This is a genomic window from Fictibacillus arsenicus (genome assembly GCF_001642935.1).
Classification (GTDB): Bacteria; Bacillota; Bacilli; order Bacillales; family Fictibacillaceae; genus Fictibacillus; species Fictibacillus arsenicus_B.
The window spans coordinates 4,004,907-4,025,473 of record NZ_CP016761.1; the positions used below are offsets into that span (position 1 = coordinate 4,004,907).

Annotated in this window: 20 protein-coding genes and 4 tRNA genes; 1 reads left to right on the top strand and 23 read right to left on the bottom strand. The window is 40.2% G+C overall.

What is annotated here, in order from left to right; translation table 11 throughout:
* Positions 1-58: 58 nt before the first annotated feature.
* The 15 genes from rlmH to ABE41_RS20245 form a co-directional block, all read right to left on the bottom strand.
* On the bottom strand, positions 59-538 hold the full coding sequence (rlmH, locus tag ABE41_RS20175) for a 23S rRNA (pseudouridine(1915)-N(3))-methyltransferase RlmH (protein ID WP_066294354.1): 480 nt from the start codon (positions 536-538) through the stop codon (positions 59-61).
* 81 nt (positions 539-619) lie between these two features.
* Positions 620-784 carry a CxxH/CxxC protein gene (locus ABE41_RS20180; protein WP_066294357.1) on the bottom strand — a complete coding sequence of 55 codons (165 nt, stop codon included), beginning with the start codon at positions 782-784 and terminating at the stop codon, positions 620-622.
* 145 nt (positions 785-929) lie between these two features.
* Positions 930-2,129: a S1C family serine protease gene (locus ABE41_RS20185; RefSeq protein ID WP_066294359.1), complete on the bottom strand. Its 1,200-nt coding sequence runs from the start codon at positions 2,127-2,129 to the stop codon at positions 930-932.
* Positions 2,130-2,286: 157 nt separating this feature from the next.
* A complete protein-coding gene (locus ABE41_RS20190; protein ID WP_066294361.1) occupies positions 2,287-3,084 on the bottom strand; it encodes an MBL fold metallo-hydrolase in 798 nt (265 codons plus the stop codon).
* A 16-nt stretch (positions 3,085-3,100) separates the two neighbouring features.
* On the bottom strand, positions 3,101-3,946 hold the full coding sequence (locus ABE41_RS20195) for a two-component system regulatory protein YycI (protein ID WP_066294364.1): 846 nt from the start codon (positions 3,944-3,946) through the stop codon (positions 3,101-3,103).
* Entirely contained in the window at positions 3,947-5,326 is a 1,380-nt protein-coding gene (locus ABE41_RS20200) for a YycH family regulatory protein (RefSeq protein WP_066294367.1), read from the bottom strand.
* Positions 5,323-7,161, bottom strand: coding sequence for a cell wall metabolism sensor histidine kinase WalK (gene walK / locus ABE41_RS20205; RefSeq protein ID WP_066294370.1), 1,839 nt, complete (start codon positions 7,159-7,161; stop codon positions 5,323-5,325). The genes ABE41_RS20200 and walK overlap by 4 nt, the downstream gene beginning before the upstream one ends.
* 5 nt (positions 7,162-7,166) lie before the next feature.
* The gene (gene yycF, locus ABE41_RS20210) at positions 7,167-7,871 is read right to left on the bottom strand and encodes a response regulator YycF (RefSeq protein WP_066294371.1); all 705 of its coding nucleotides are present in this window, start codon (positions 7,869-7,871) and stop codon (positions 7,167-7,169) included.
* A gap of 194 nt (positions 7,872-8,065) precedes the next feature.
* The gene (locus tag ABE41_RS20215; RefSeq protein ID WP_066294373.1) at positions 8,066-9,517 is read right to left on the bottom strand and encodes a peptidoglycan DD-metalloendopeptidase family protein; all 1,452 of its coding nucleotides are present in this window, start codon (positions 9,515-9,517) and stop codon (positions 8,066-8,068) included.
* Between the two features lie 237 nt (positions 9,518-9,754).
* The gene (locus tag ABE41_RS20220) at positions 9,755-10,342 is read right to left on the bottom strand and encodes a glycerol-3-phosphate acyltransferase (RefSeq protein WP_066294375.1); all 588 of its coding nucleotides are present in this window, start codon (positions 10,340-10,342) and stop codon (positions 9,755-9,757) included.
* 177 nt (positions 10,343-10,519) lie between these two features.
* Positions 10,520-10,595, bottom strand: a tRNA-Phe gene (locus tag ABE41_RS20225).
* Positions 10,596-10,733: 138 nt separating this feature from the next.
* Positions 10,734-10,809 (bottom strand) — tRNA-Asp (locus ABE41_RS20230).
* Positions 10,810-10,840: 31 nt separating this feature from the next.
* Positions 10,841-10,915 (bottom strand) — tRNA-Glu (locus ABE41_RS20235).
* 15 nt (positions 10,916-10,930) lie between these two features.
* A tRNA-Lys gene (locus ABE41_RS20240) sits at positions 10,931-11,006 on the bottom strand.
* Positions 11,007-11,402: 396 nt separating this feature from the next.
* Entirely contained in the window at positions 11,403-12,689 is a 1,287-nt protein-coding gene (locus ABE41_RS20245; protein WP_066244244.1) for an adenylosuccinate synthase, read from the bottom strand.
* 218 nt (positions 12,690-12,907) lie between these two features.
* On the opposite strand from ABE41_RS20245, the gene ABE41_RS20250 reads away from it, so the two are divergent.
* On the top strand, positions 12,908-13,312 hold the full coding sequence (locus ABE41_RS20250; protein WP_066294379.1) for a UPF0158 family protein: 405 nt from the start codon (positions 12,908-12,910) through the stop codon (positions 13,310-13,312).
* A 17-nt stretch (positions 13,313-13,329) separates the two neighbouring features.
* Here ABE41_RS20250 and dnaB read toward each other — a convergent pair whose 3' ends face one another.
* The 8 genes from dnaB to rpsF all read right to left on the bottom strand — a co-directional run bounded on the left by dnaB (position 13,330) and on the right by rpsF (position 20,204).
* Positions 13,330-14,694 (bottom strand): replicative DNA helicase, encoded by a 1,365-nt coding sequence (gene dnaB / locus ABE41_RS20255; RefSeq protein ID WP_066294385.1) that lies wholly within the window; start codon positions 14,692-14,694, stop codon positions 13,330-13,332.
* Between the two features lie 287 nt (positions 14,695-14,981).
* Positions 14,982-15,425 carry a 50S ribosomal protein L9 gene (rplI, locus tag ABE41_RS20265; protein WP_066294393.1) on the bottom strand — a complete coding sequence of 148 codons (444 nt, stop codon included), beginning with the start codon at positions 15,423-15,425 and terminating at the stop codon, positions 14,982-14,984.
* On the bottom strand, positions 15,422-17,395 hold the full coding sequence (locus ABE41_RS20270) for a DHH family phosphoesterase (RefSeq protein WP_066294394.1): 1,974 nt from the start codon (positions 17,393-17,395) through the stop codon (positions 15,422-15,424). Before ABE41_RS20270 ends, rplI begins: the two co-directional genes overlap by 4 nt.
* An 11-nt stretch (positions 17,396-17,406) precedes the next feature.
* Complete coding sequence (locus tag ABE41_RS20275) at positions 17,407-18,351, bottom strand: YybS family protein (protein WP_066294396.1); 945 nt, start codon at positions 18,349-18,351, stop codon at positions 17,407-17,409.
* Between the two features lie 169 nt (positions 18,352-18,520).
* Positions 18,521-18,931, bottom strand: coding sequence for a VOC family protein (locus ABE41_RS20280; RefSeq protein ID WP_066294399.1), 411 nt, complete (start codon positions 18,929-18,931; stop codon positions 18,521-18,523).
* A 117-nt stretch (positions 18,932-19,048) separates the two neighbouring features.
* Positions 19,049-19,282 carry a 30S ribosomal protein S18 gene (gene rpsR / locus ABE41_RS20285; protein ID WP_066294401.1) on the bottom strand — a complete coding sequence of 78 codons (234 nt, stop codon included), beginning with the start codon at positions 19,280-19,282 and terminating at the stop codon, positions 19,049-19,051.
* A 64-nt stretch (positions 19,283-19,346) separates the two neighbouring features.
* Entirely contained in the window at positions 19,347-19,892 is a 546-nt protein-coding gene (ssb, locus tag ABE41_RS20290) for a single-stranded DNA-binding protein (protein WP_066294403.1), read from the bottom strand.
* A 21-nt stretch (positions 19,893-19,913) separates the two neighbouring features.
* On the bottom strand, positions 19,914-20,204 hold the full coding sequence (gene rpsF / locus ABE41_RS20295) for a 30S ribosomal protein S6 (RefSeq protein ID WP_066294406.1): 291 nt from the start codon (positions 20,202-20,204) through the stop codon (positions 19,914-19,916).
* Positions 20,205-20,567 lie beyond the last annotated feature (363 nt).

Here is a 20,567-nt window from a genome sequence, read left to right on the forward strand (position 1 = left end):
TAAATTAGCCTTTTTAATACTTCTTTATCCAGAGTTACTTCTACTCTCTGGTTTACCACTATTTGTGGTACGGTTCATTCCGATTAATCCGAAATGCCCTGTAAATCTGCTCAACTAAAACAAGTTTCATAAGCTGGTGCGGATACGTAATTTTTCCGAATGAAATTTTCTCATTAGCCCGCTTCATCACGGCTTCACTAAGTCCTAGAGAACCTCCGATAACGAATGCCACTTTACTCTTCCCGTACGTCGCCAGCTTATCTAGGTTTTCGGCAAGATCTTCTGAAGAAACTGCTTTTCCCTCAATTGCCATTGCAATGACATGAACATCTTGCCCGATTTTTGCTAAGATCCGTTCACCTTCTGCATTTTTCACCATGATCATTTCCTGGTCACTTAATGTTTCAGGTGCTTTTTCATCGGGAACTTCTATAATATCTATCTTTGCGTATGGTCCAAGCCTTTTTAAGTATTCGTCTATTCCTTGTTTTAAGTATTTTTCTTTTAGCTTCCCTACGGAAACAATTGATATATTCACTTGTTGAAAACTCCTTTTCGCAATAAGTTATCCCCAGAACTTATCCACATATGCACAATTAAGCCCATATATTGTAGGCGTTCATATGTTCGATACTTTATATACACCTGGTTCATTACAGTATTCACACGTTGTTGATAACTCATCTTTTCCTGTTAATAACGCGACAACTGGTGCTGTTTCAAACTCATCCACAATGATGTCAATCGCAAGCTCAGCATGCTCTCTGCAACAAATAATATTCATTTCACCATTCTCCTTACTTATCCACAATTCTCTATCTTACACTACCGAATTCTTTGTCTTCTGTAAACGAAATACATGTAAAAAGTTGTCCACATATAGCGCTTTGTGTTCAAAATAAAAACAGGGGGTAGTTCACCCCCTGTTTTTATGTTTGCTTACCTAATTCAACTTTAGCTGATTGTTTTTTACCATCTCGATAGAAGACGACTTCGACTTCTTCGCCGATTTTAGTCTTTGTATAAAGGAATTTACGAAGTGCTATAGGATCATTGATCTTTTCGCCGTCCATTTCAACGATAACATCCATTTCTTTTATACCAGCCCGAGCTGCAGGAGATGTTGGTGTGATCTCCATGACTACGATGCCGCCTTTAACACTCTCTGGAATCTTTAATGTCTGTTCACGATGATAGGTGTTAACTTGAGAAAGAGGGATAATATTTACTCCTAAGAATGGTCTTCGGACTTCTCCATACTTTTCAAGATCTTCAATAATGGGCCTTGCTACATCAGACGGGATCGCAAAACCAATTCCTTCTACTTCCTGCTGAGCAATTTTTGAGGAATTAATCCCAATTACCTGTCCAGCTATATTGATCAGCGCTCCTCCGCTGTTTCCGGGGTTAATCGCTGCATCAGTCTGAATAACTTCTGCCTGCCAGTCAGGGTTCCCATCTTGGTCTAAGTCTACAGGAATCGATCGGTCGGCACTTGAGACAATTCCTTGGGTGACTGAACCAGGGAAGTTGCCTAGAGGGTTTCCGATTGCAATTGCCGGTTCCCCTCGTTTTAAGTCACCAGATGTACCAAACTCAGCTACATCCTTGATCTTGCTTCCATCGATTTCTACAACCGCTAAGTCCATTAAAGGATCTGTACCGCGAAGTGTTCCTTTAAGCTTTGTTCCATTGCTTAAAGTGATTTCGATCTGGCTTGCATCAGCTACCACATGGTCGTTCGTTACAACATATGCTTTATTGCCTTCTTTTTTATAAATAACTCCTGACCCAGTACCGGCTGGCTGCTGGCTCCAAAAATCGGTTTGCTGAATGTTCACCACTTCTACCACTGCATCTGATGCTTTGTCTACCGCATCGGTTACGTTTGTAGTAAGATCAACATCCATGTTTCTCTCAATCGCGTTTTCATTAGCACCAAGACCGTTTTCCTCTTCATTTGAAGGATACAGGTTATCCGGAAGCAAACCGGCGCCTCCCAATGCTGGCACTGTAAATAATACAAGCAAACCGCCTAGAATCGCTCCTAGCAAAGCTGGTAGAAACTTTCCTCCACGGTTTCCCTTTTGTCGAGATGAGGATTCATGATCTCCATCATAATAACCCATGTAAGTCATCACCGTTCCTTTCAACAATGAAGTGTTCGAATTCATAACCCATTATAAGTAATAAGTCCTTAAATTATGGACATTTTGGGTTATTTTTCATAATTTCCCACACTTATTGTTATTTCCTGAAACGGTTTACTTTAAACAAGTAAGTTATTTAAACGACTGCCAGCTTTGTTGGCTGACTGGCATCTGTATCATGTAAAAAGACTTGATCTCCAGTCAAGATATCATGGGTTTTCAATGTTTGTTCAACTGCAAGTCGTGCGATGTCTTTCATGTTGTTATCTTTGCTTAGATGAGCTAAATATATATGTTTAGTGCCGTCACCAATTACATCAGCTAGAGCATGTCCGCAATCTTCGTTCGAGATATGTCCATGGTCTCCTAGAATACGGCGCTTAATGTTCCATGGGTATCTCCCCATCATAAGCATATTAATATCGTGATTGGATTCGATAACAAGAGAATGACTGTCGCGGATAATGCCTTTCATACGGTCGCTTACATACCCTGTATCCGTCATAAGAGCAAGCTTCCTGCCGTTATGATGAAAAACATAGAACATCGGCTCCGCAGCGTCATGAGACACGCCAAATGACTCTACCTCGAGGTCATTAAACGTTTTGACCGTTTCCATCTCAAACTCAAACTTCTGTTCCGTATTCACTTCCCCAATTAATCCGTTCATCGCGTTCCAAGTATTTTTATTTGCATAGATTGGAAGCTTAAACTTTCTGGCCAGGACACCCAGCCCTTTTATATGGTCGCTGTGTTCATGAGTGACTAAAATACCGTCAATATCTCCTACTTCTCCACAAGCGGCTTTTTCAAAAAGAATCTGTATCTGCTTGGCGCTCAGTCCAGCGTCAACAAGCAGTCTTGTTTTCTCTGTTTCTACGTAAATCGCATTCCCCGAGCTCCCGCTGGCGAGAACACTGAATTTTAAACTCATAACCGCATGTTCCTTTCTACTCCTCTTTTTCAGATAAAACTTGAATGGAACTGTCAGTTGCATTGACTAAATATTGTCCTTTTTCGGTTTCAATAAACCATGTTGGGGCATACACTTGAAGGTCGCCGATTGCTACAAGACTGTAATATCCAAGCTGAATATCATGAATTTTATGACCCTTTTTTAAATGTGAAGTATCCAAAATGCGTTCTAATGCTTTTTTAGGAGTAATGATTTCTTGATATCCTCCCTGACGCATAATATTTAGATAGGTTTGGGTGAATTTAGATAAATTTCCTTTTTCATCGAGTTCAAATTTTATCATTCCATTCGGAGCTTGATAATCTAGCTCTGAGCCTTCAAGTTTTTCAAAATTAGAAGAATTGTAAAATATCGGTTTCTCAAAATAGTTCTGATTGAACCAAATGATATTTTGCTCTTTATCCCATTTAAAGTACGTATAATCCTTACCGCGTGTAACGTTCTCTTCTAAAAACTTTTCCAGCTCTGCAATCAGATCTTTTGTATCTTTTTTAGGCAGATTAAGCGGTTTGGTTAACGCATAATGAAGTGTAATATCTGTACTAACTTCCTCTTCAAGGCTAATGGCTTTCGAATCCAGTTCCTTTTCTTCCTCAGTAAACTCATAACGCTGTGCACTGATTAAGGTTTGTTTATCTTTATACTTAGGAATTTTATCCTGATAAGCTATGTTACTAATCGCGAGCTTTTCCTCAATCGGTTGTTCTGATAGGTACTCAATATTGTTTAAATCATTTTTTAAATAAAGCTGATACCCCAAAAACAAATTCAAGACAAGGAAGGTTAGGATAAAGATGCTTTTTGTTTTCTTCCAATCCAATTAAAACCCTTCCTCTCTGTCTTCTTTAAATGTTAATTGAACCCAGCCCGTTGTTTCATAGTTTATGAACCAGCGTGGAACGAGCGTATAAAGGGTTTCATGCTTTTCCATTGTATATCCGATGCGTATATCGTAAACGTTATTCGTGTTAAATTCTGACTCAATCAGTTCTTTGACCTCTTTTCCCGATGGAAGCGTGACTTCTGCCTCGGAAGAAGGTATTTCGTTTAAATAAAGCTGGATCATGGACCGGTTATATTCTTGAAGTTCACTATAATTCCACTTCAGACTCATGTGCATGTTTGAATCAAGGACAGGCAAATTCTCCACAAACAGCCAAAACTTCGTCTCTGTCCCTATTACATCTGATAGGATGTATGGATTTCCCCATCCTGCATGTGTATTGATGTATTTAATTGATTGTGAAAGGGGAGATGTTACCGTTGGATTTGTATTGGACAAACCTGCAAAGCTTTTATATGAAAAGCGGTTTTGCTGGGTATTGACTACCATCGCTGCTGTTCCATCTGCATAAGTTATTTGATTGTCAGTGGTAGCACTTTTTACCGCTAAAGGGTCTTTAAAAAGTGCTTTTTTATACTTTTCATAAGTATCTTGGTTAGGAGCATTAGAGATATAGTTATACTTGTTAAGCTGAATTCTTTCAGACGGAAAATAAAATCTCTTCTTAATCTCACTTTGGCCATTATCTTTTCGTTCTTCGATATCATAGGTGATATAAGGAACGAGTTCACCTTTTTCAATGTTGCTATTCATCCCTTTTATAAATGGGATGAGAGCATTATTTAATGCTTTAATTTTTTGTATTTTTTTTGGATAATAAGATACGAGATATCCTTCTATTCCATCTGTATCTTTATCTTGGTATAGAAAAACTCTGTCTACATTTTGAGGTCCTTTAGCGGAATCAAATTTGAATACACCTTTATAGATTACCTGAGACATGCGTGCGGGATAAATAACTTCAATGTAAGTATTATTTACGCCAATCTTTTCATCCGGATCAAAAGTGTCCTTTTTGTCTGTAACGATCGTAAATTTTGTATCCTTCAAACCTCTATGAAATTCCTCTATGATCGAACTCGCTTCAGCTCCATATAACTGACTGCCCTTATGATAAATAACTTGAGTAGGTCTAACTACGTCTGTAAGTTCTTTCTCGTCTGCTACTTCTTGTTTTTTAACCGTTCTGGCATCTTCTATAATGGAGTAGCTTGGCTTGAACGTCCAGAGACTCCAAGTCAGGACAAGACTTAATAAAATTAACACTGTTAACGTGATAGATTTAATAAGTTCATAGTTTTCACGGAAAAAATTTATGATTTTTCTGGCATGTGTAATCCATTTCAACCAGTTCATCGCTGCCCCTCCTTAACTTTTCTTAAAGGAAGAGTAAAATGTATTGTCGTTCCTTGTCCCCATTCACTCTCAGCCCAAATGTCTCCTCCATGTGCTAAAACAATTTCTTTTGCGATCGCAAGACCGAGTCCCGTACCACCAAGGTCTCTAGAACGAGCTCGGTCGACACGGAAAAAACGGTCAAAGATTTTCGATACATTATTCTTCGGAATTCCAACACCCTCGTCAGAAATGCTTACTTTTACTTTTCTGCCGATGATAGTCACAGATGCGGTTATCGTACCCCCTTCAGGAGAGTACTTCATTGCATTAGAAATAATATTATCCAGAACCTGAGTCATTTTATCAGTATCTAACTGAACAGGTATCACACTGTCAGGAAAGGAGCGAGATAATACAATGTTCTCTTTTTCAAGCATCTCAAAACGCTCAATAATACCATCAAGGAATTCTACTAAATCAATTTCACGGAAGTTAAAACGATAGTCTTTACTGTCCATTTTTGATAACTGAAGCAAATCTGTAACGAGACGGATCATACGCTCTGTTTCGTTTTGAGTCACCTCTAAAAAGCGCGGTGCGATGTTTTCATCCTGCCATGCACCATCCGCAAGAGCTTCCAGATAACTCCTCATCGTAGTAAGCGGTGTTCTTAATTCATGTGATACGTTAAAAACGAACTCTCTTCTTTCATTATCAATCTGCTCTTGTTCCGTAACATCATGCAATACACAAATTAGACCGTTAATCGGCCCATCGTCTTTTTGAATGGTTGAAAAGTTTGCCCGGACAACATAATGAAGATCCTCTGTACTGAAATCGAGAAGCATGGATTCATATTCGTTATAGAGCTCTTCCCACGTGTAATTTGTATTTAATCGCAATAGCTCCATTAGTGATGTGCCAAGAGCGTTTTGTCTTGAAATATTCAACATTTCTTCTGCACGGTCATTCATTAGAATGATTGCTCCATCTCGGTCGGTTGCAATTACTCCATCTGTCATATAGGTTAGGACCGAACGAAGCTTTCTTCTTTCACTCTCTGTAATAGCTGTCGCTTCCTGAAGCTTTTTCGTTAGGTTATTGAACGTCATGGCCAGCTGGCCGATTTCATCATCTCCGTAGAGCTGTACTTTACGAGAAAAGTCGCCTCTTGCCATCACGAGGGCTTGTTTTCTCATATCTGCCATCGGACGCGTAATCGTGCGCGCCAAAAAGACACCGAGAAGTCCCGTAATAATAAGTGCGATTACAGTTCCGGTAACCAAAATATTATTAATTCGCTGGATTTGTTTAAAAATACTCTCTATGGAAGCTTCTAAGTAAATCGCGCCAATTGTTGACCCGGTATCATCATTTATTATCGGCTTGGCTAAGACCATCACACGCTCTCCTCCAGAAAGCATGATCTCGTCATCCATGGTTCCTTCAAGTGCTAATTTAATTTTTGGGTTGAAGCTGATCTGTCCAACTAATCTTTGATTGCTACTTGCAAGGACAACTCCTTCTTTATTTAAAACCTGGACTTCTTTCTCCTCAAATTCCTCGTCAATTAACGCTTGAATATCCTGTTCAAGCGTTTTGACATCTTCTTCATTCTCTTCATTTTCCGCTTTCAAATCTTCGTAGCTCTTTTCGTCCTTCATTTTCTGCTCAATATTAAACTCCAGCAAATTCACTCTGTCATAAAGTGATTTTGTGAAGTTCTGCCGCAGATCAGTCTCTAAATTGTTAATAAAATAGACGCTGATCACCTGCATGGCTATTAATATAAGCAAAACATAAATCAATACGAATTTAACATGTATTGATTTAAAAAAATTGACTTTATCCATGATGATTACTCCTGGTCAGGATTTCTTAGGTAATACCCCACTCCGCGTCTAGTAATGATCCATAATGGGTGACTCGGATTGTCTTCCACTTTTTCACGCAGACGTCGAACCGTAACGTCCACAGTACGAACATCACCAAAATAATCGTAGCCCCATACTGTCTGCAGCAAGTGTTCACGTGTCATTACTTGTCCGATATGTTTAGCTAAATAATGAAGCAGTTCAAACTCCCGGTGTGTCAGTTCGATCGTTTCTCCGCGCTTTGTAACAATATAAGCGTCAGGATGAATCGTAAGAGAACCAATGGTAATTTCGTTGTTCTCATCTACCTCGCGCTCAGATTCCTGCTGGTGCCGGCGAAGATTGGCTTTAACACGCGCGATCAGCTCTCGTGTACTGAATGGCTTCGTCACGTAATCGTCTGCACCAAGCTCAAGCCCAAGTACTTTATCTATTTCTGAATCTTTTGCAGTCAGCATAATAATCGGCATATCGTGTTTTTTGCGTATCTCACGGCATACTTCCATACCATCCTTTAATGGAAGCATGATATCGAGCAGAATCATGTCTGGCTTCTCTTTTTCAACCTTTTCCAGCGCATTGATGCCATCGTATGCACACATAACCGTGAAGCCTTCTTTTTCAAGATTAAACTGCAGAATATCTGCAATCGGTTTTTCATCATCCACAACGAGAATTTTCTTATCCATGGGAACGCTCCTTTTTCGGAAACTCTATTTAATGTAAGCCTGATTGAATTTTGACTTTTAGTATTATATAAATTGCTGTATCTCTACTATTTTATCATAAGTGAAACTTTCTCCATAATACCGGGAAAACCTTTTAATTCAAATAAGAAAAACCTCCCAGGAAAAAATCTTTCCCAGGAGGCAATGCCTTATTTTTACAAATAGTCTTCAGGATTTTGCAGCACTCCGTTTTTGTATACTTCAAAGTGCAGATGAACACCTGTTGACTGGCCTGTTGATCCCATAACACCAATTTTAGAACCTTTTTGCACAACATCCCCGGTTGATACAGAAAGTGAACTTAAATGTGCATAGATCGTTCTCATCCCATTATTATGGTTGATGATGATTTTGTTGCCGTAATCCCCATCCCATCCTGCAAACGCAACGGTTCCGTTATCTGCTGCAAGGATAGAACGATTCGATGGACGGGCAATATCCATCCCTTTATGCTGGCGTCCCCAGCGTGAACCCATATGACTGGAGATATAACCCCCAACAGCTGGCCACGATAAGCTGCCTGTCCCTTTAGAAGGGATTACTTTCGTTCCGATCTTCTGAATCTCTGTTATAGGCGCTTTCACTTGTTCTTGGTTCAAAATATCTTTTTGGATCGTTTTTCCGTTCGTTTTTCTAACGGTATACGTTATATCCTCTAATCCTTTTTGACCTTTTTGAACGGTTTTAGTTTCGCCTTTTTCAAGCGTATTATCATCTTGTTTTTCTATTTTAAAAGGAATCTCATTTTGAGTCCTGCTTGCTTCATAAACGAGAACTTCTGTAAAAGGTTTCTTCTCTGTAACCGTTACTTTCTCTGCGATACGGATAACAGGTACTAATACAAGACGCGGATTTAACGTGAAAAACTGATCCATTGTCAGATGATACTTTTCTGTTATGGATTCCACCGTTTCGCCTTCTTGGATGATGTGGTCCTTTTTCTGAAGCGTTCCTTCCTTAATTCGAGTAATCGCTTCATCGACAGAAATCAATTCACTTAAAGAAGTTTGAGCTTTTCTAACTAAAATAGGCGATGAAAAGTCTATGTCTACTACTTTACTTTCACCTGGCTGTAGTTCAGGAATTTCAACTTCCTTATTTTCAGCCTTGCTTTTTTCAATCGCGTCAAGTTCCTCTTTTGAAACATGCTCCAGTTTCATTTTCAACAGAATATCTTCCGTTTCTTTCTCACTGGAAACATAAGCTACAGTTTGCCCATCTATCACGAGGCGATAAGCTTCTAATGAAACTGACAGCGCTTTCGATAACGCTTCTCTTACCGCTTCATTATCAAACTGCGGTCTAAACATCTTTTCTGGCTTAAGTTCAATAGATTCATTTAATGTAAAAGCAAAATCACCTTTTTTGCCTTTTGCATTTTGAATAAATTGTTCTACAGCGCGGTCCACGACGCTTTTTTCACGAACTGTCCCGATTTTCTTCCCATCTACATAGACATGAAAGACTGTTTTAATTAATTGGTTATCGTCATGGTGTGCATATGTTACCGATGAATTCATCGTAAAAGTTGTTAGTAATAAGATAACCGCCACAAAAAATGGCACTGTCTTTTTTATAAATCTTTCAGTGGTTTTTCGATTTCGCACCCTTCTAGTTCCCCCTAAAGATCCTCTGCTATATCTCAGCTAAGTCTATTGTCCTATGACAAACTTCTCCTTAATCCCTTTTGTATCCTATCATACTAAAATTCCATTTGTCAGATTTTCACGGATTTTGTAATGCAACTGTAAAAAACCGGATGTTTAAAAAGGAAAAAGACCGGGTATTTAATTTTCTCCAAAAAAAAGAGCAATAGTGATTTTCTCCTATTGCTCTTAACTATTTTATTCCCTTAACATGAGCCGTTCTTTAATATCATCCTTTTGTACATATACAACTAGCAGACTGATTGGAATGAGGATAAGAGTTTCTAGCCATTGCTTTTCTAACAGCCAATAAAAAAATGGAGCAAGTGCAAATGCAAAAAGACCAGCTACTGTAAGACTCCTTTTAATGGAATAGAACAGCAGGAACGCAACTCCCACTAGTACGGCAGACAGCCAATTAAAAACTAGCAATCCCCCTATAAACGAAGCTACTCCTTTTCCTCCTTTAAATCGAAGGAATATTGGATAAAGGTGTCCTATGACTACTGCCAAAAATCCAAGCAACTGAATATTGGGTGGAAAACCTAATTCAATTCCTGCCCAGACTACCGCAGCTGCTTTAAGAATATCACCGGCTAATGTTAGTACAAAACCAGATGGTCCAAGAACACGTCCAGCATTTCTTGCACCTATGTTGCCGCTGCCCATCACTCTTAGATCGTGGCCTCTTAACAATTTCGCTACAAGAAATCCTGTCATCAAACCACCGACAAGATAACTTGCGATTAAATACAACACCCATTGGAATTCCATTTGTATGATCATCTGCCTTCCTCATCCCAGTTTGATAACAATATATTCGAAGCAAGACGCGTATAAACCTGTTGGTAAAAGAAAAAGTCCTGCTTTCATTTGTATGCTTTTAAAACAAGCTTTAGTATATAAAAAAAGCATGCCTCTAGAGGCATGCCGCATGATTTAGGATATAAAGTAAAAGTAAAATGGTGGCTCGAGACGGAATCGAACCGCCGACACGAGGATTTTCAGTCCTCTGCTCTACCGACTGAGCTATCGAGCCAAGTTATTATACTGTCCGTTGGTACCCTGTCTCTTCCTCTAAAAGCGAAGTGTTAAGGCGTATCCGTCGAGACAACTCGCAGCTAAATCGTGCTGTAGCACTCGTAGCTACCGAGCCAAAAATTTACTGAAGAAAAAATGGCGGACCCGACCGGGGTCGAACCGGCGATCTCCTGCGTGACAGGCAGGCATGTTAACCACTACACCACGAGTCCATTTGAAGCTGAAAATTATTAATATAAAAAATGGTGACCCGTACGGGATTCGAACCCGTGTTACCGCCGTGAAAGGGCGGTGTCTTAACCGCTTGACCAACGGGCCACTTTTGAAAAAAAGTGGTGAGCCATGAAGGACTCGAACCTTCGACCCTCTGATTAAAAGTCAGATGCTCTACCGACTGAGCTAATGGCTCTTAGAATAACAATGTCGTTTTTTCACGACAAGTGTTACTTTATCACGATATTGAGGGTTTGACAATATGTTTTTGTTTTATTTTTCATAAAAACTTTCAAGGTTGCTGTTTTTATATACAAACAGCTCTAGGAGGGTTGCTATCAAATGTCTATTTGGCAAATAATGTCGAAAATCGTGTTTATTGAAATTAACGTGAGATTTTTTAATTTAACGTGGGAATAAACTGGATTATCGTGGGATTTTCTCGTTTAACGTGGGATTAATTTCTTATGTCCGCTTCACAAGGTCATTGTCTTGATTAATCCTCTCTATATATACACCTACAAAGAATAAAGCCCCTGTAAAACAAAAAAAGAAGCTCCTTGCAAACAAGGAGCCTCGATTTTGTATATTTTTAAGCAAACACGCCTCTAACCATGTTTGTTTGTGCACGGTCAGGTCCAACTGAGAAGATGGATAGCGGAATACCTGTTACTTGTGAGATGCGTTCTACATAATGACGCGCATTTTCAGGAAGTTCTCCAAGGTCTTTTACGCCTGTAATGTCTTCCGTCCAGCCTGGCATTTCTTCAAATACAGGCTCACATTCAGCAAGCACTTTAAGGCTAGCCGGGAACTCATATGTTAATTCACCTTTGTACTTGTAAGCTACACAGATTTTCAATGTTTCAATACCTGTTAAAACGTCGATTGAGTTCAGAGAAAGATCTGTAATACCTGAAACACGGCGAGCATGACGTACTACAACAGCGTCAAACCATCCAACACGGCGTGGACGTCCAGTTGTCGTACCGTACTCACGGCCAACTTCACGGATTTGATTTCCGATTTCATCATGAAGTTCAGTAGGGAACGGGCCATCACCGACACGTGTTGTGTAAGCTTTTGAAACACCTACAACGTGATTGATCTTAGATGGACCTACACCAGAACCGATTGTAACTCCGCCTGCGATCGGATTTGAAGATGTTACGAAAGGATATGTTCCTTGGTCGATATCAAGCATAACGCCTTGAGCCCCTTCAAATAGAACACGGCGGCCATCATCTAAAGCATCATTCAATACGACAGATGTATCCACAACATACTTTTCGATTTGCTGGCCGTATTCAAAGTACTCGTCCAGGATTTCTTCTTTCGTAAAGCCTTCTGATTCATAAATACGCTCAAACAAGCGGTTCTTTTCAGCTAAGTTGCGCTCAAGCTTTTCTTCAAATACTTCACGGTCTAATAAATCCGCGATTCGAATGCCGATACGCGCTGCTTTATCCATATATGCAGGGCCGATACCCTTTTTCGTAGTACCGATCTTGTTAGCACCCTTGCTTTCTTCTTCTAAAATATCTTGTCGAAGATGATAAGGAAGGATAACATGAGCACGGTTTGAGATACGAAGATTATCTGTACTTACCCCATGGCTGTGAAGATATGCTAGCTCTTCAAGAACAGCTTTTGGATCAACAACCATACCGTTTCCGATTACACAGATTTTATCCTTATAAAAGATTCCAGATGGAATCAGGTGAAGCTTATATTTTTTTCCTTCAAATACAATTGTATGACCAGCGTTGTTTCCGCCTTGATATCTTGCTACTACTTCTGCTTTTTCTGAGAGATAATCGGTAATCTTACCTTTTCCTTCATCTCCCCATTGTGTTCCCACTACTACTACTGATGACATGGTTGCACCTCCATCAAATTAACGACCGGCGATATTATCACCTAATCTTGAAAACCATGCTTAGTTTAGCAATAACTTTCGCGAAAGTCAACGAAAAACACGAACATTAAATCAATAATTAATATATTTGTTCGTAAAATTTTCACATTCCCATAGTCAAAAGATGATAAACTCTAACGTATTCTTTAGTATTCACCTTGTCTAGGAGGTATGATTCTTTGTTTATTGAAAAATTAATGGTTGCTTATATGGATAACGCTGCTGACCACATTTACTATTTAGATAAAAATGAACAAGTAATTCTTCTCGATGCGATAGAACCAGGAGGATTGCCTAATTTAGAGTTTTTAGATGCTGATGAGCCAGAACGTTTTATTGAGATCCCAAAAGTGATGAACGTTGAGTCCTTTAGCTGGATGGTCGAATTTGAAAGTCAAAATCAAAATAATGAATTATTGCATGCACTTAATGAAAATAATCCGTTTGAACGATTTAATGAAACGATCGAACAGCTCAGTTTAACGGAAAAATGGCATGCCTTTCAAAAAGAAAAAGTGAAAAGCCGCATCGAAAGTTGGCTATCCGAAAAGCAGATTACAGAATTGGAAAAGCAGCTGGACTAAAAATCCAGCTGCTTTCTTTATGCGCCTGGCGGAATGGCACTTTCATCGTGCCGCCGGTCCAGGTTAACGAATTTATTATATTCTTTTACGAATGCTAGCTCTACCGTTCCAGTTGGACCATTACGCTGCTTCGCAATAATGATTTCAATGATGTTCTTGCTCTCAGATTCTTTATCATAATAGTCATCACGATACAGGAAGGCTACGATATCGGCATCCTGCTCGATGGAACCTGATTCACGGATATCAGACATCATCGGGCGCTTATCCTGACGGGATTCAACACCACGGGATAGCTGAGACAAGGCAATAACAGGCACTTCCAGCTCACGCGCAAGTGCTTTTAGTGAACGGGAGATTTCAGAAACTTCCTGCTGACGGTTCTCACCGGATTTCCCGCTTCCCATAATAAGCTGCAAGTAATCGATAAGAATCATCCCTAAGCCTTTTTCCTGCTTCAAGCGGCGGCATTTTGCACGGATGTCATTGATTCTGATTCCCGGTGTATCGTCGATATAGATACCAGCAGCTGAAAGACTTCCCATCGCCATCGTAAGCTTTTGCCAGTCCTCCGGAATCAGTGCACCTGTACGCAGACGCTGTGCATCGATATTTCCTTCCGCACAAAGCATACGCATGACAAGCTGCTCAGCACCCATCTCAAGACTGAATATCGCAACGTTTTCTTCTGTTTTGGTAGCAACATTTTGAGCAATATTCAAGGCAAAGGCGGTTTTACCAACTGAAGGACGTGCTGCAACGATAATCAGATCGTTTCTCTGGAAACCAGCAGTCATCCTGTCCAGATCATTAAAGCCTGTCGGAACCCCAGTGATATCCCCTTTACGGTTATGAAGAGCTTCAATGTTGTCATAAGCATGTACTAAAACATCTTTAATCTGAGTAAACGCGCTCGTATTTTTTCGGTTCGCAACCTCTAATATGGATTTCTCCGCTTCATTCAAGATCGCTTCTACTTCTTCTTCACGGGCATAACTGTTCGCTGTTATATCAGTAGCAGTTCGAATCAAACGACGCAGCAAGGACTTCTCTTCTACAATTTTGCTGTAGTATTCAATGTTTGCCGCAGTTGGAGCACTGTCGGCAAGTTCTGTTAAAAAGGATAAGCCGCCTACTTCATCCAGCTGATTATTATCGGAAAGCTCAGAAGTTACTGTGATGAGGTCAACGGGTTCTCCTTTTGCGTTTAAGTCCAGCATGACACGATATATTCTTTGATGTGTAGCTCGGTAGAAATCTTCTGGAAGCAAAATTTCAGAAGCAGTAATCAGAGCTTCGGGCTCCAGAAAGATAGCACCCAGCACCGCCTGTTCCGCTTCAATATTCTGCGGCGGTATGCGATCGGCAAATAAATCACTCATTCTTTTTTCCTCCTCTCCTCTTTTTTTATGGCTGTTTTTGTAAACATTGCCGCCATTAGAAGATGTTGATTTCCGCTCCAGGATACTCGCTTTCCGCGGGGCGTGCGGTGAGCCCCTAGGCTAATTAAGCCTGCCGTGGTCTCACCTGTCCCGCTGATCCCGCAGGAGTCTCGCACCTTGCGCTCCAATCAACTAGTCGAAGTAGCGTACTCAACAAAAGGTTAAGCAATAAACGTTTAGAAAGTCTTTTTATAAACACCGAAAAAACCGGGGAAGCCCGGCTTTTTTTATTCTTCCGTTACGTGTACTTTAACTGTTCCTGTTACTTGCGAATGAATTTTAATAGGTACATTCGTGTAGCCTAGTGATTTAATCGGGTCAGCAAGCTCGATTTTACGCTTGTCGATTTTAATGCCTTGTTCTTTTAATCCGTCAGCAATCTGTTTGCTTGTGACAGAACCAAATACTCGGCCGCCTTCACCTGTTTTTGTTTTAATGGTGATGGTCATTTCAGCTAGCTTCGCTTTAAGTGCTTCAGCCTCTTCTAGCTGTGCCTGCTGCTTTTTCTCTTCACTCTTCTGCTGCCCTTGAAGTGCTGCCATCGCACCTGCCGTTGCTTCTGAAGCTAAGTTTTTAGGAAAAAGAAAGTTTCGTGCGTACCCCTCAGAAACGTTCTTTACTTCCCCTTTTTTACCTTTGCCTTTTACATCTTGAAGAAAAATTACTTTCATTCCTCTTCTCCCCCTTCAATATACTCATCAATGATCTGCTTTAAATGTCTTTCAGCTTCATCAATCGTGCTGTTTTCGATCTGGCAAGCGGCATTTGTCAGATGCCCTCCGCCTTCTAATCGTTCCATGATCATCTGCACGTTGATATCCCCAAGTGAGCGTGCACTGATGCTTACTTTCCCATCAATGCGGTTTGAAATAACAAAGGACGCCTGAATACCGTTCATCGATAATAAAATATCTGCTGCTTGAGCGATAACTACCTGATTATAAGCATCCTCAGGTGTACTTTTTGCGATTACAATACCTTTTTTATAAACTTCAGCGCTCTCAATGAGCTTCGAGCGTCTTGTGTACGTATTTAAATCTTCTTTTAAAAACTTTTGTACGAGAATCGTATCGGCTCCGTGCGCCCTTAAATAAGAAGCAGCATCAAACGTGCGAGAACCGGTTCTAAGCGTAAAACTCTTCGTATCTACAATAATCCCTGCAAGAAGGGCTGTCGCCTCAAGCATGCGCATTTTCAGCCTCTTAGGCTGATATTCTAAAAGCTCTGTTACAAGCTCAGCCGTTGAGGAAGCATAAGGCTCCATGTAAACGAGTACAGGGTCTTTAATAAACTCTTCACCGCGGCGGTGATGGTCGATAACAACGACATGATCGAGCTTGGTTAACAGTTTTTCTTCAATAACCATCGATGGTTTGTGTGTATCGACTACAACAAGGAGCGTATCTCGTGAAGCAATCTCGAGTGCCTCTTCAGGCGTGATAAAGAACTTCCAGACGGATTCCGTTTCTTTGATCTCATCCATCAGGCGCTGAACACCAATATCGATATCTGACTGATCCAGTACAACATAACCGTCTTTCCCGTTGACTTGAGCCACTTTTAAAATACCGATAGCAGACCCGATAGAATCCATATCCGGGTTCTTATGCCCCATGATCATCACTTTATCGCTGTCAGCTACTAATTCGCTCAGCGCATGGGAAATAACCCTAGCACGAACACGAGTCCGTTTTTCTACAGGATTCGTTTTGCCTCCATAGAAACGCACCTTTCCGTTCGTCTGCTTGATTGCAACCTGGTCGCCTCCGCGTCCAAGAGCTAGATCAAGACTGGATTGGGAAAGCTGGCCCAGTTCAGGAAGCGAAGATGTTCCGGCTGCGACACCGATACTTAACGTAAGAGAAACATTCTGCTTTGCCGTTGATTCTCTGACTTCATCTAGAACACTAAATTTATTCTTTTCTAATTCATATAAAATCCGCTGGTTAAAAACAGCTAAAAAACGCTCTGATGACGTTCGTTTAAGGAAGATGCCATGTTCGTTCGCCCACGCATTCAAAACAGAAGTTACTTTTGAGTTGATCGTCGAGCGGAATTGATCGTCCAACCCTTGTGTAACTTCATCATAATTATCAAGATAGATAATCGCCATAACCGTTTGTTCTTCATCATATAAACGCTCAAGATCAAGCTGCTCGGTTACGTCAAAAAAGTACAGGAGCCGGTCTTCCTTCTTGAAATTCACTTGGAATTTATGTGTATTAATCTTAATAACTTCTTCCTTAGCATCACTTTTTAAATAAGGAATAAGTTCTTCTGAAACATGGTTTAGAGAATGCCCGATAAAGGATTCTTCTTCAATCAGTGCCCCCATGTATGGGTTCGCCCACTCAATCTTGAAATCCTCATCATACAAAATAATCCCGATCGGCATTTCCATCAGCGCTTCTTCGCCCACTTTCTTTAAGCGATGCGAAAGCGTAGAAATATAGTCACCTAGTTCCTCCTGAAAACTTGCTTCGGCTCTCATGGCATAATAAAATAAGCCGCCTAATAGCACGAAGCCTGCCATTCCGATCATCCATTGAAAATATGTGATGATGCTCACCAGTACAACAGAAGTAACAAATAAGGCGATGACGGGATAACCATGCCACCGTTTTAACAAAAACTTTGGCATATTTTCAGCTCCTACTGTTTTGGTTTCAACCGTTTTTTTATCATAAAGCCTAAATCAATTATACCTAAGAATTTCACGACTTCCAGAGGAATTGGCAGGAAAGAGTTCAGCAAAAATAATAGTATAATCAACAATATGATTCTTTTTCTCTTCCAATTCTTTATCCAGGCATAATAAAAAATGACTGTAAAACCTTGTATAATTAGTACAAACGATAATATCATATACAAATTTATCGTTACAATATATAAAGCAGTGCCTTTGTCAGGCGTACTGAATGTTAAAACAATCGCTACAATATAATACCACAAAAATGATTTCGGCAGGTTCCACTCCCGAAATGGAGGAAACGAAGGGATATCATACCTGAGCCTCTTCATCAGCATTCTTGCTGCGAGATGTGTTAAAAAGGCAAGAATGACTGCTCCCCCTATAATATAAGTAGGCAGCATCATCGGAATCAATTCCGCTTGTTCTTTAAACTTTTCAATTTGTGAAGGATCTTGTCCGCTCGATCTATAGAAATCTTCTGCAGTCCCTATGGCACTCTGAAACTGAGTCTCTAGCTCTTTAACAAAATTAATGCCCATCACTACTTGTGCAATTATAATTGTACCCAGCATGTTTAAAAGGTTCGCTAAACTGGCACCAAGCAGAACAGCAAAAGCAGATTTTTTTCTTCTATAAAGTTCCCCCATCACAATTCCGGTCAATCCAGAAAAGAGGGTTACAATAATACCGTTGATCCCCCCAAACGCAAGGGATACACCAAACGTTACTGCCCAAAGAAGCAGGCCGGCTTTCAGATTGTGCCGGTAAAGATAGATAATAAAAGGCAGGGGCAGAATAAATAAAGAAAACAGGCTAAAAAACGGTATGTACATACTCATTAAAAAAAGAAGAGTGTAAATGCCTGAAACGACAGCACCCTCTACCAACACTTTAGTATTGCGCATGATTCACCTCATAAAATTCTTCATATGCTTTAATTGTAGTAACATAACCGCAGTAATTCAACTTTAACGATAATTCTAGCATAGACGTACTTTAATAGATGTAAACAGAAAGTGACATTGTACACATGTATAAAAGAAAAAACAGCTTTTAGCTGTTTTTTTGGAAAAATTATTTAACTTCCTCTGGCCATCCGCCCCATACGTGTGAAGCATGCCCATCTGGGTCTCTGACGATAAAGTTATAACCCCCGTCAGGCTTAAATGTCATTTCTTCCGTTTCAATTCCCTGAGTTTGAAGTTCTTTATAAAATGTGTGGATATCATTTATTTCAAACGTAAGAACTGCCTGCCGCTCGCCTTTTTTATTCATAAAATCAAAGCTTGGAATTTCTACGCATTCGATTAAACCAACAGCAACATTATCACGATACATCATATATGCTGCACCGTCTTCAGGATTATAAGGAAAAGAAAATTCCATCCCGAATATTTTTTGGTAAAATTCAGCAGATCGAACAGGATCTTTTACCGGCAATTGAAGATATGGAATTTGAAAAGGCGTTACTTTCGTTTGCTGCATTAAGAAATCGCTCCTTTATACATAATCTCCCATAAACTCTTCTCGAAAACAATGCAGGTATCCTTCAAAAGCAAAAAAGAAGCAGCGAGAAATTCCCGCTGCTCCTTTTATTCGATCTTATTCAGATACATATGGTAACAAAGCCATGTAACGCGAGCGTTTGATCGCACGAGTCAATTGACGTTGATATTTAGCAGATGTACCAGTTACACGACGAGGAAGAATCTTACCGCGCTCAGAAATGAAACGCTTCAAAAGATCAGTGTCCTTGTAGTCGATGTAAGTGATCTTGTTTACAGTGAAGAAACAAACCTTACGACGCTTTTGGCGTCCACCACGACGTCCAGCCATTGATGGTCCCCTCCTTTAATTTTTTATTTTTTATATATACCGATTCATAGTTTACGTTAGTTGTTTAGAATGGCAGATCGTCATCAGAAATGTCGATCGGCGTGCCATCATTTGCAAACGGGTCATCGTTGAAGTTATTACGTTTTGGGTTCTGCTGCTGTTGCTGCTGTCCGCCAAATCCGTTGTCACTTCCATAGCTGCGGTTCTGATTTTGCTGCCCAAATCCGCGGTCATTTGATGGTCCACCAAAGTTGCTGCCGCCTTGATATTGCTGGCCGCCTGCGTTAGCGTTTTTAGGTTCAAGGAATTGAACACTTTCTGCCATTACTTCAGTAACATAGACTCTTTGACCCTGCTGGTTATCGTAAGAACGTGTTTGTACACGTCCATCCACTCCGGCAAGAGAACCTTTTTTCAGGTAGTTTGCCACGTTTTCAGCGGGCTTCCGCCAAACGACACAGTTAATAAAATCTGCTTCACGCTCACCTTGCTGATTCGAAAAAGGACGATTTACAGCAAGTGTGAAATTAGCTACTGCCACACCGTTTGGAGTGTACTTTAATTCTGGGTCTTTCGTTAAACGTCCCACCAGTACTACACGATTTAGCATTCAGAACCACTCCTTAAAGGATTAATTTCTTTCGTCTACGATTGTCATAAAACGAAGAACATCTTCGTTGATCTTCATAAGACGGTCAAATTCATTAATCGCTTCGTTTGGAGCTACAACATCTAAAAGTGTGTAGTATCCATCGCGGAAGTCATTGATTTCGTAAGCTAAACGCTTCTTACCCATTTCCTTTTCGTTCGCGATTTCCGCACCGTTATCAGTTAGGATGCTTTTCGCACGCTCTTTTGTTGCTTTAAGAGCTTCCTCTTCAATATTCGGACGGACGATGTACATGATTTCGTACTTTTTCATTCCGTTCACCTCCTTTTGGTCTAAGCGGCCCAAAACATTCATTCCGGGCAAGGAGAAAATCATCAAAAACAATATTTGTTGACAATTAACTCACAATAAAGAATTATATCAAAACATATTGCATAAAACAAGCTTACTTTAAAATAAAGCATAAAAAAGAGAAAAAGCGACTGCTTTTCCTCCGTTTTTCACTATTTTATTTTGATTAAATGCTTTTGAATTGTTTTTTAAAGAAACTTCGTTGATAAGTTGATTGGAGCGGAAGGTGCGAGACTCCTGCGGGATCAGCGGGACAGGTGAGACTTCTAATGGCGCAAAGCGCCAAGAAGGCTCACCGCACGCCCCGCGGAAAGGGAGCACCTG

Bases quoted from the DNA above. Each gene is read 5' to 3' on its own strand.
- ABE41_RS20180 (WP_066294357.1), bottom strand. From the start codon at position 784: ATGAATATTATTTGTTGCAGAGAGCATGCTGAGCTTGCGATTGACATC.
- ABE41_RS20185 (WP_066294359.1), bottom strand. From the start codon at position 2,129: ATGGGTTATTATGATGGAGATCATGAATCCTCATCTCGACAAAAGGGA.
- ABE41_RS20190 (WP_066294361.1), bottom strand. From the start codon at position 3,084: ATGAGTTTAAAATTCAGTGTTCTCGCCAGCGGGAGCTCGGGGAATGCG.
- ABE41_RS20200 (WP_066294367.1), bottom strand. From the start codon at position 5,326: ATGAACTGGTTGAAATGGATTACACATGCCAGAAAAATCATAAATTTT.
- walK (WP_066294370.1), bottom strand. From the start codon at position 7,161: ATGGATAAAGTCAATTTTTTTAAATCAATACATGTTAAATTCGTATTG.
- yycF (WP_066294371.1), bottom strand. From the start codon at position 7,871: ATGGATAAGAAAATTCTCGTTGTGGATGATGAAAAACCGATTGCAGAT.
- ABE41_RS20220 (WP_066294375.1), bottom strand. From the start codon at position 10,342: ATGATCATACAAATGGAATTCCAATGGGTGTTGTATTTAATCGCAAGT.
- ABE41_RS20245 (WP_066244244.1), bottom strand. From the start codon at position 12,689: ATGTCATCAGTAGTAGTAGTGGGAACACAATGGGGAGATGAAGGAAAA.
- dnaB (WP_066294385.1), bottom strand. From the start codon at position 14,694: ATGAGTGATTTATTTGCCGATCGCATACCGCCGCAGAATATTGAAGCG.
- rplI (WP_066294393.1), bottom strand. From the start codon at position 15,425: ATGAAAGTAATTTTTCTTCAAGATGTAAAAGGCAAAGGTAAAAAAGGG.
- ABE41_RS20270 (WP_066294394.1), bottom strand. From the start codon at position 17,395: ATGCCAAAGTTTTTGTTAAAACGGTGGCATGGTTATCCCGTCATCGCC.
- ABE41_RS20275 (WP_066294396.1), bottom strand. From the start codon at position 18,351: ATGCGCAATACTAAAGTGTTGGTAGAGGGTGCTGTCGTTTCAGGCATT.
- ABE41_RS20280 (WP_066294399.1), bottom strand. From the start codon at position 18,931: ATGCAGCAAACGAAAGTAACGCCTTTTCAAATTCCATATCTTCAATTG.
- rpsR (WP_066294401.1), bottom strand. From the start codon at position 19,282: ATGGCTGGACGTCGTGGTGGACGCCAAAAGCGTCGTAAGGTTTGTTTC.
- ssb (WP_066294403.1), bottom strand. From the start codon at position 19,892: ATGCTAAATCGTGTAGTACTGGTGGGACGTTTAACGAAAGACCCAGAA.
- rpsF (WP_066294406.1), bottom strand. From the start codon at position 20,204: ATGAAAAAGTACGAAATCATGTACATCGTCCGTCCGAATATTGAAGAG.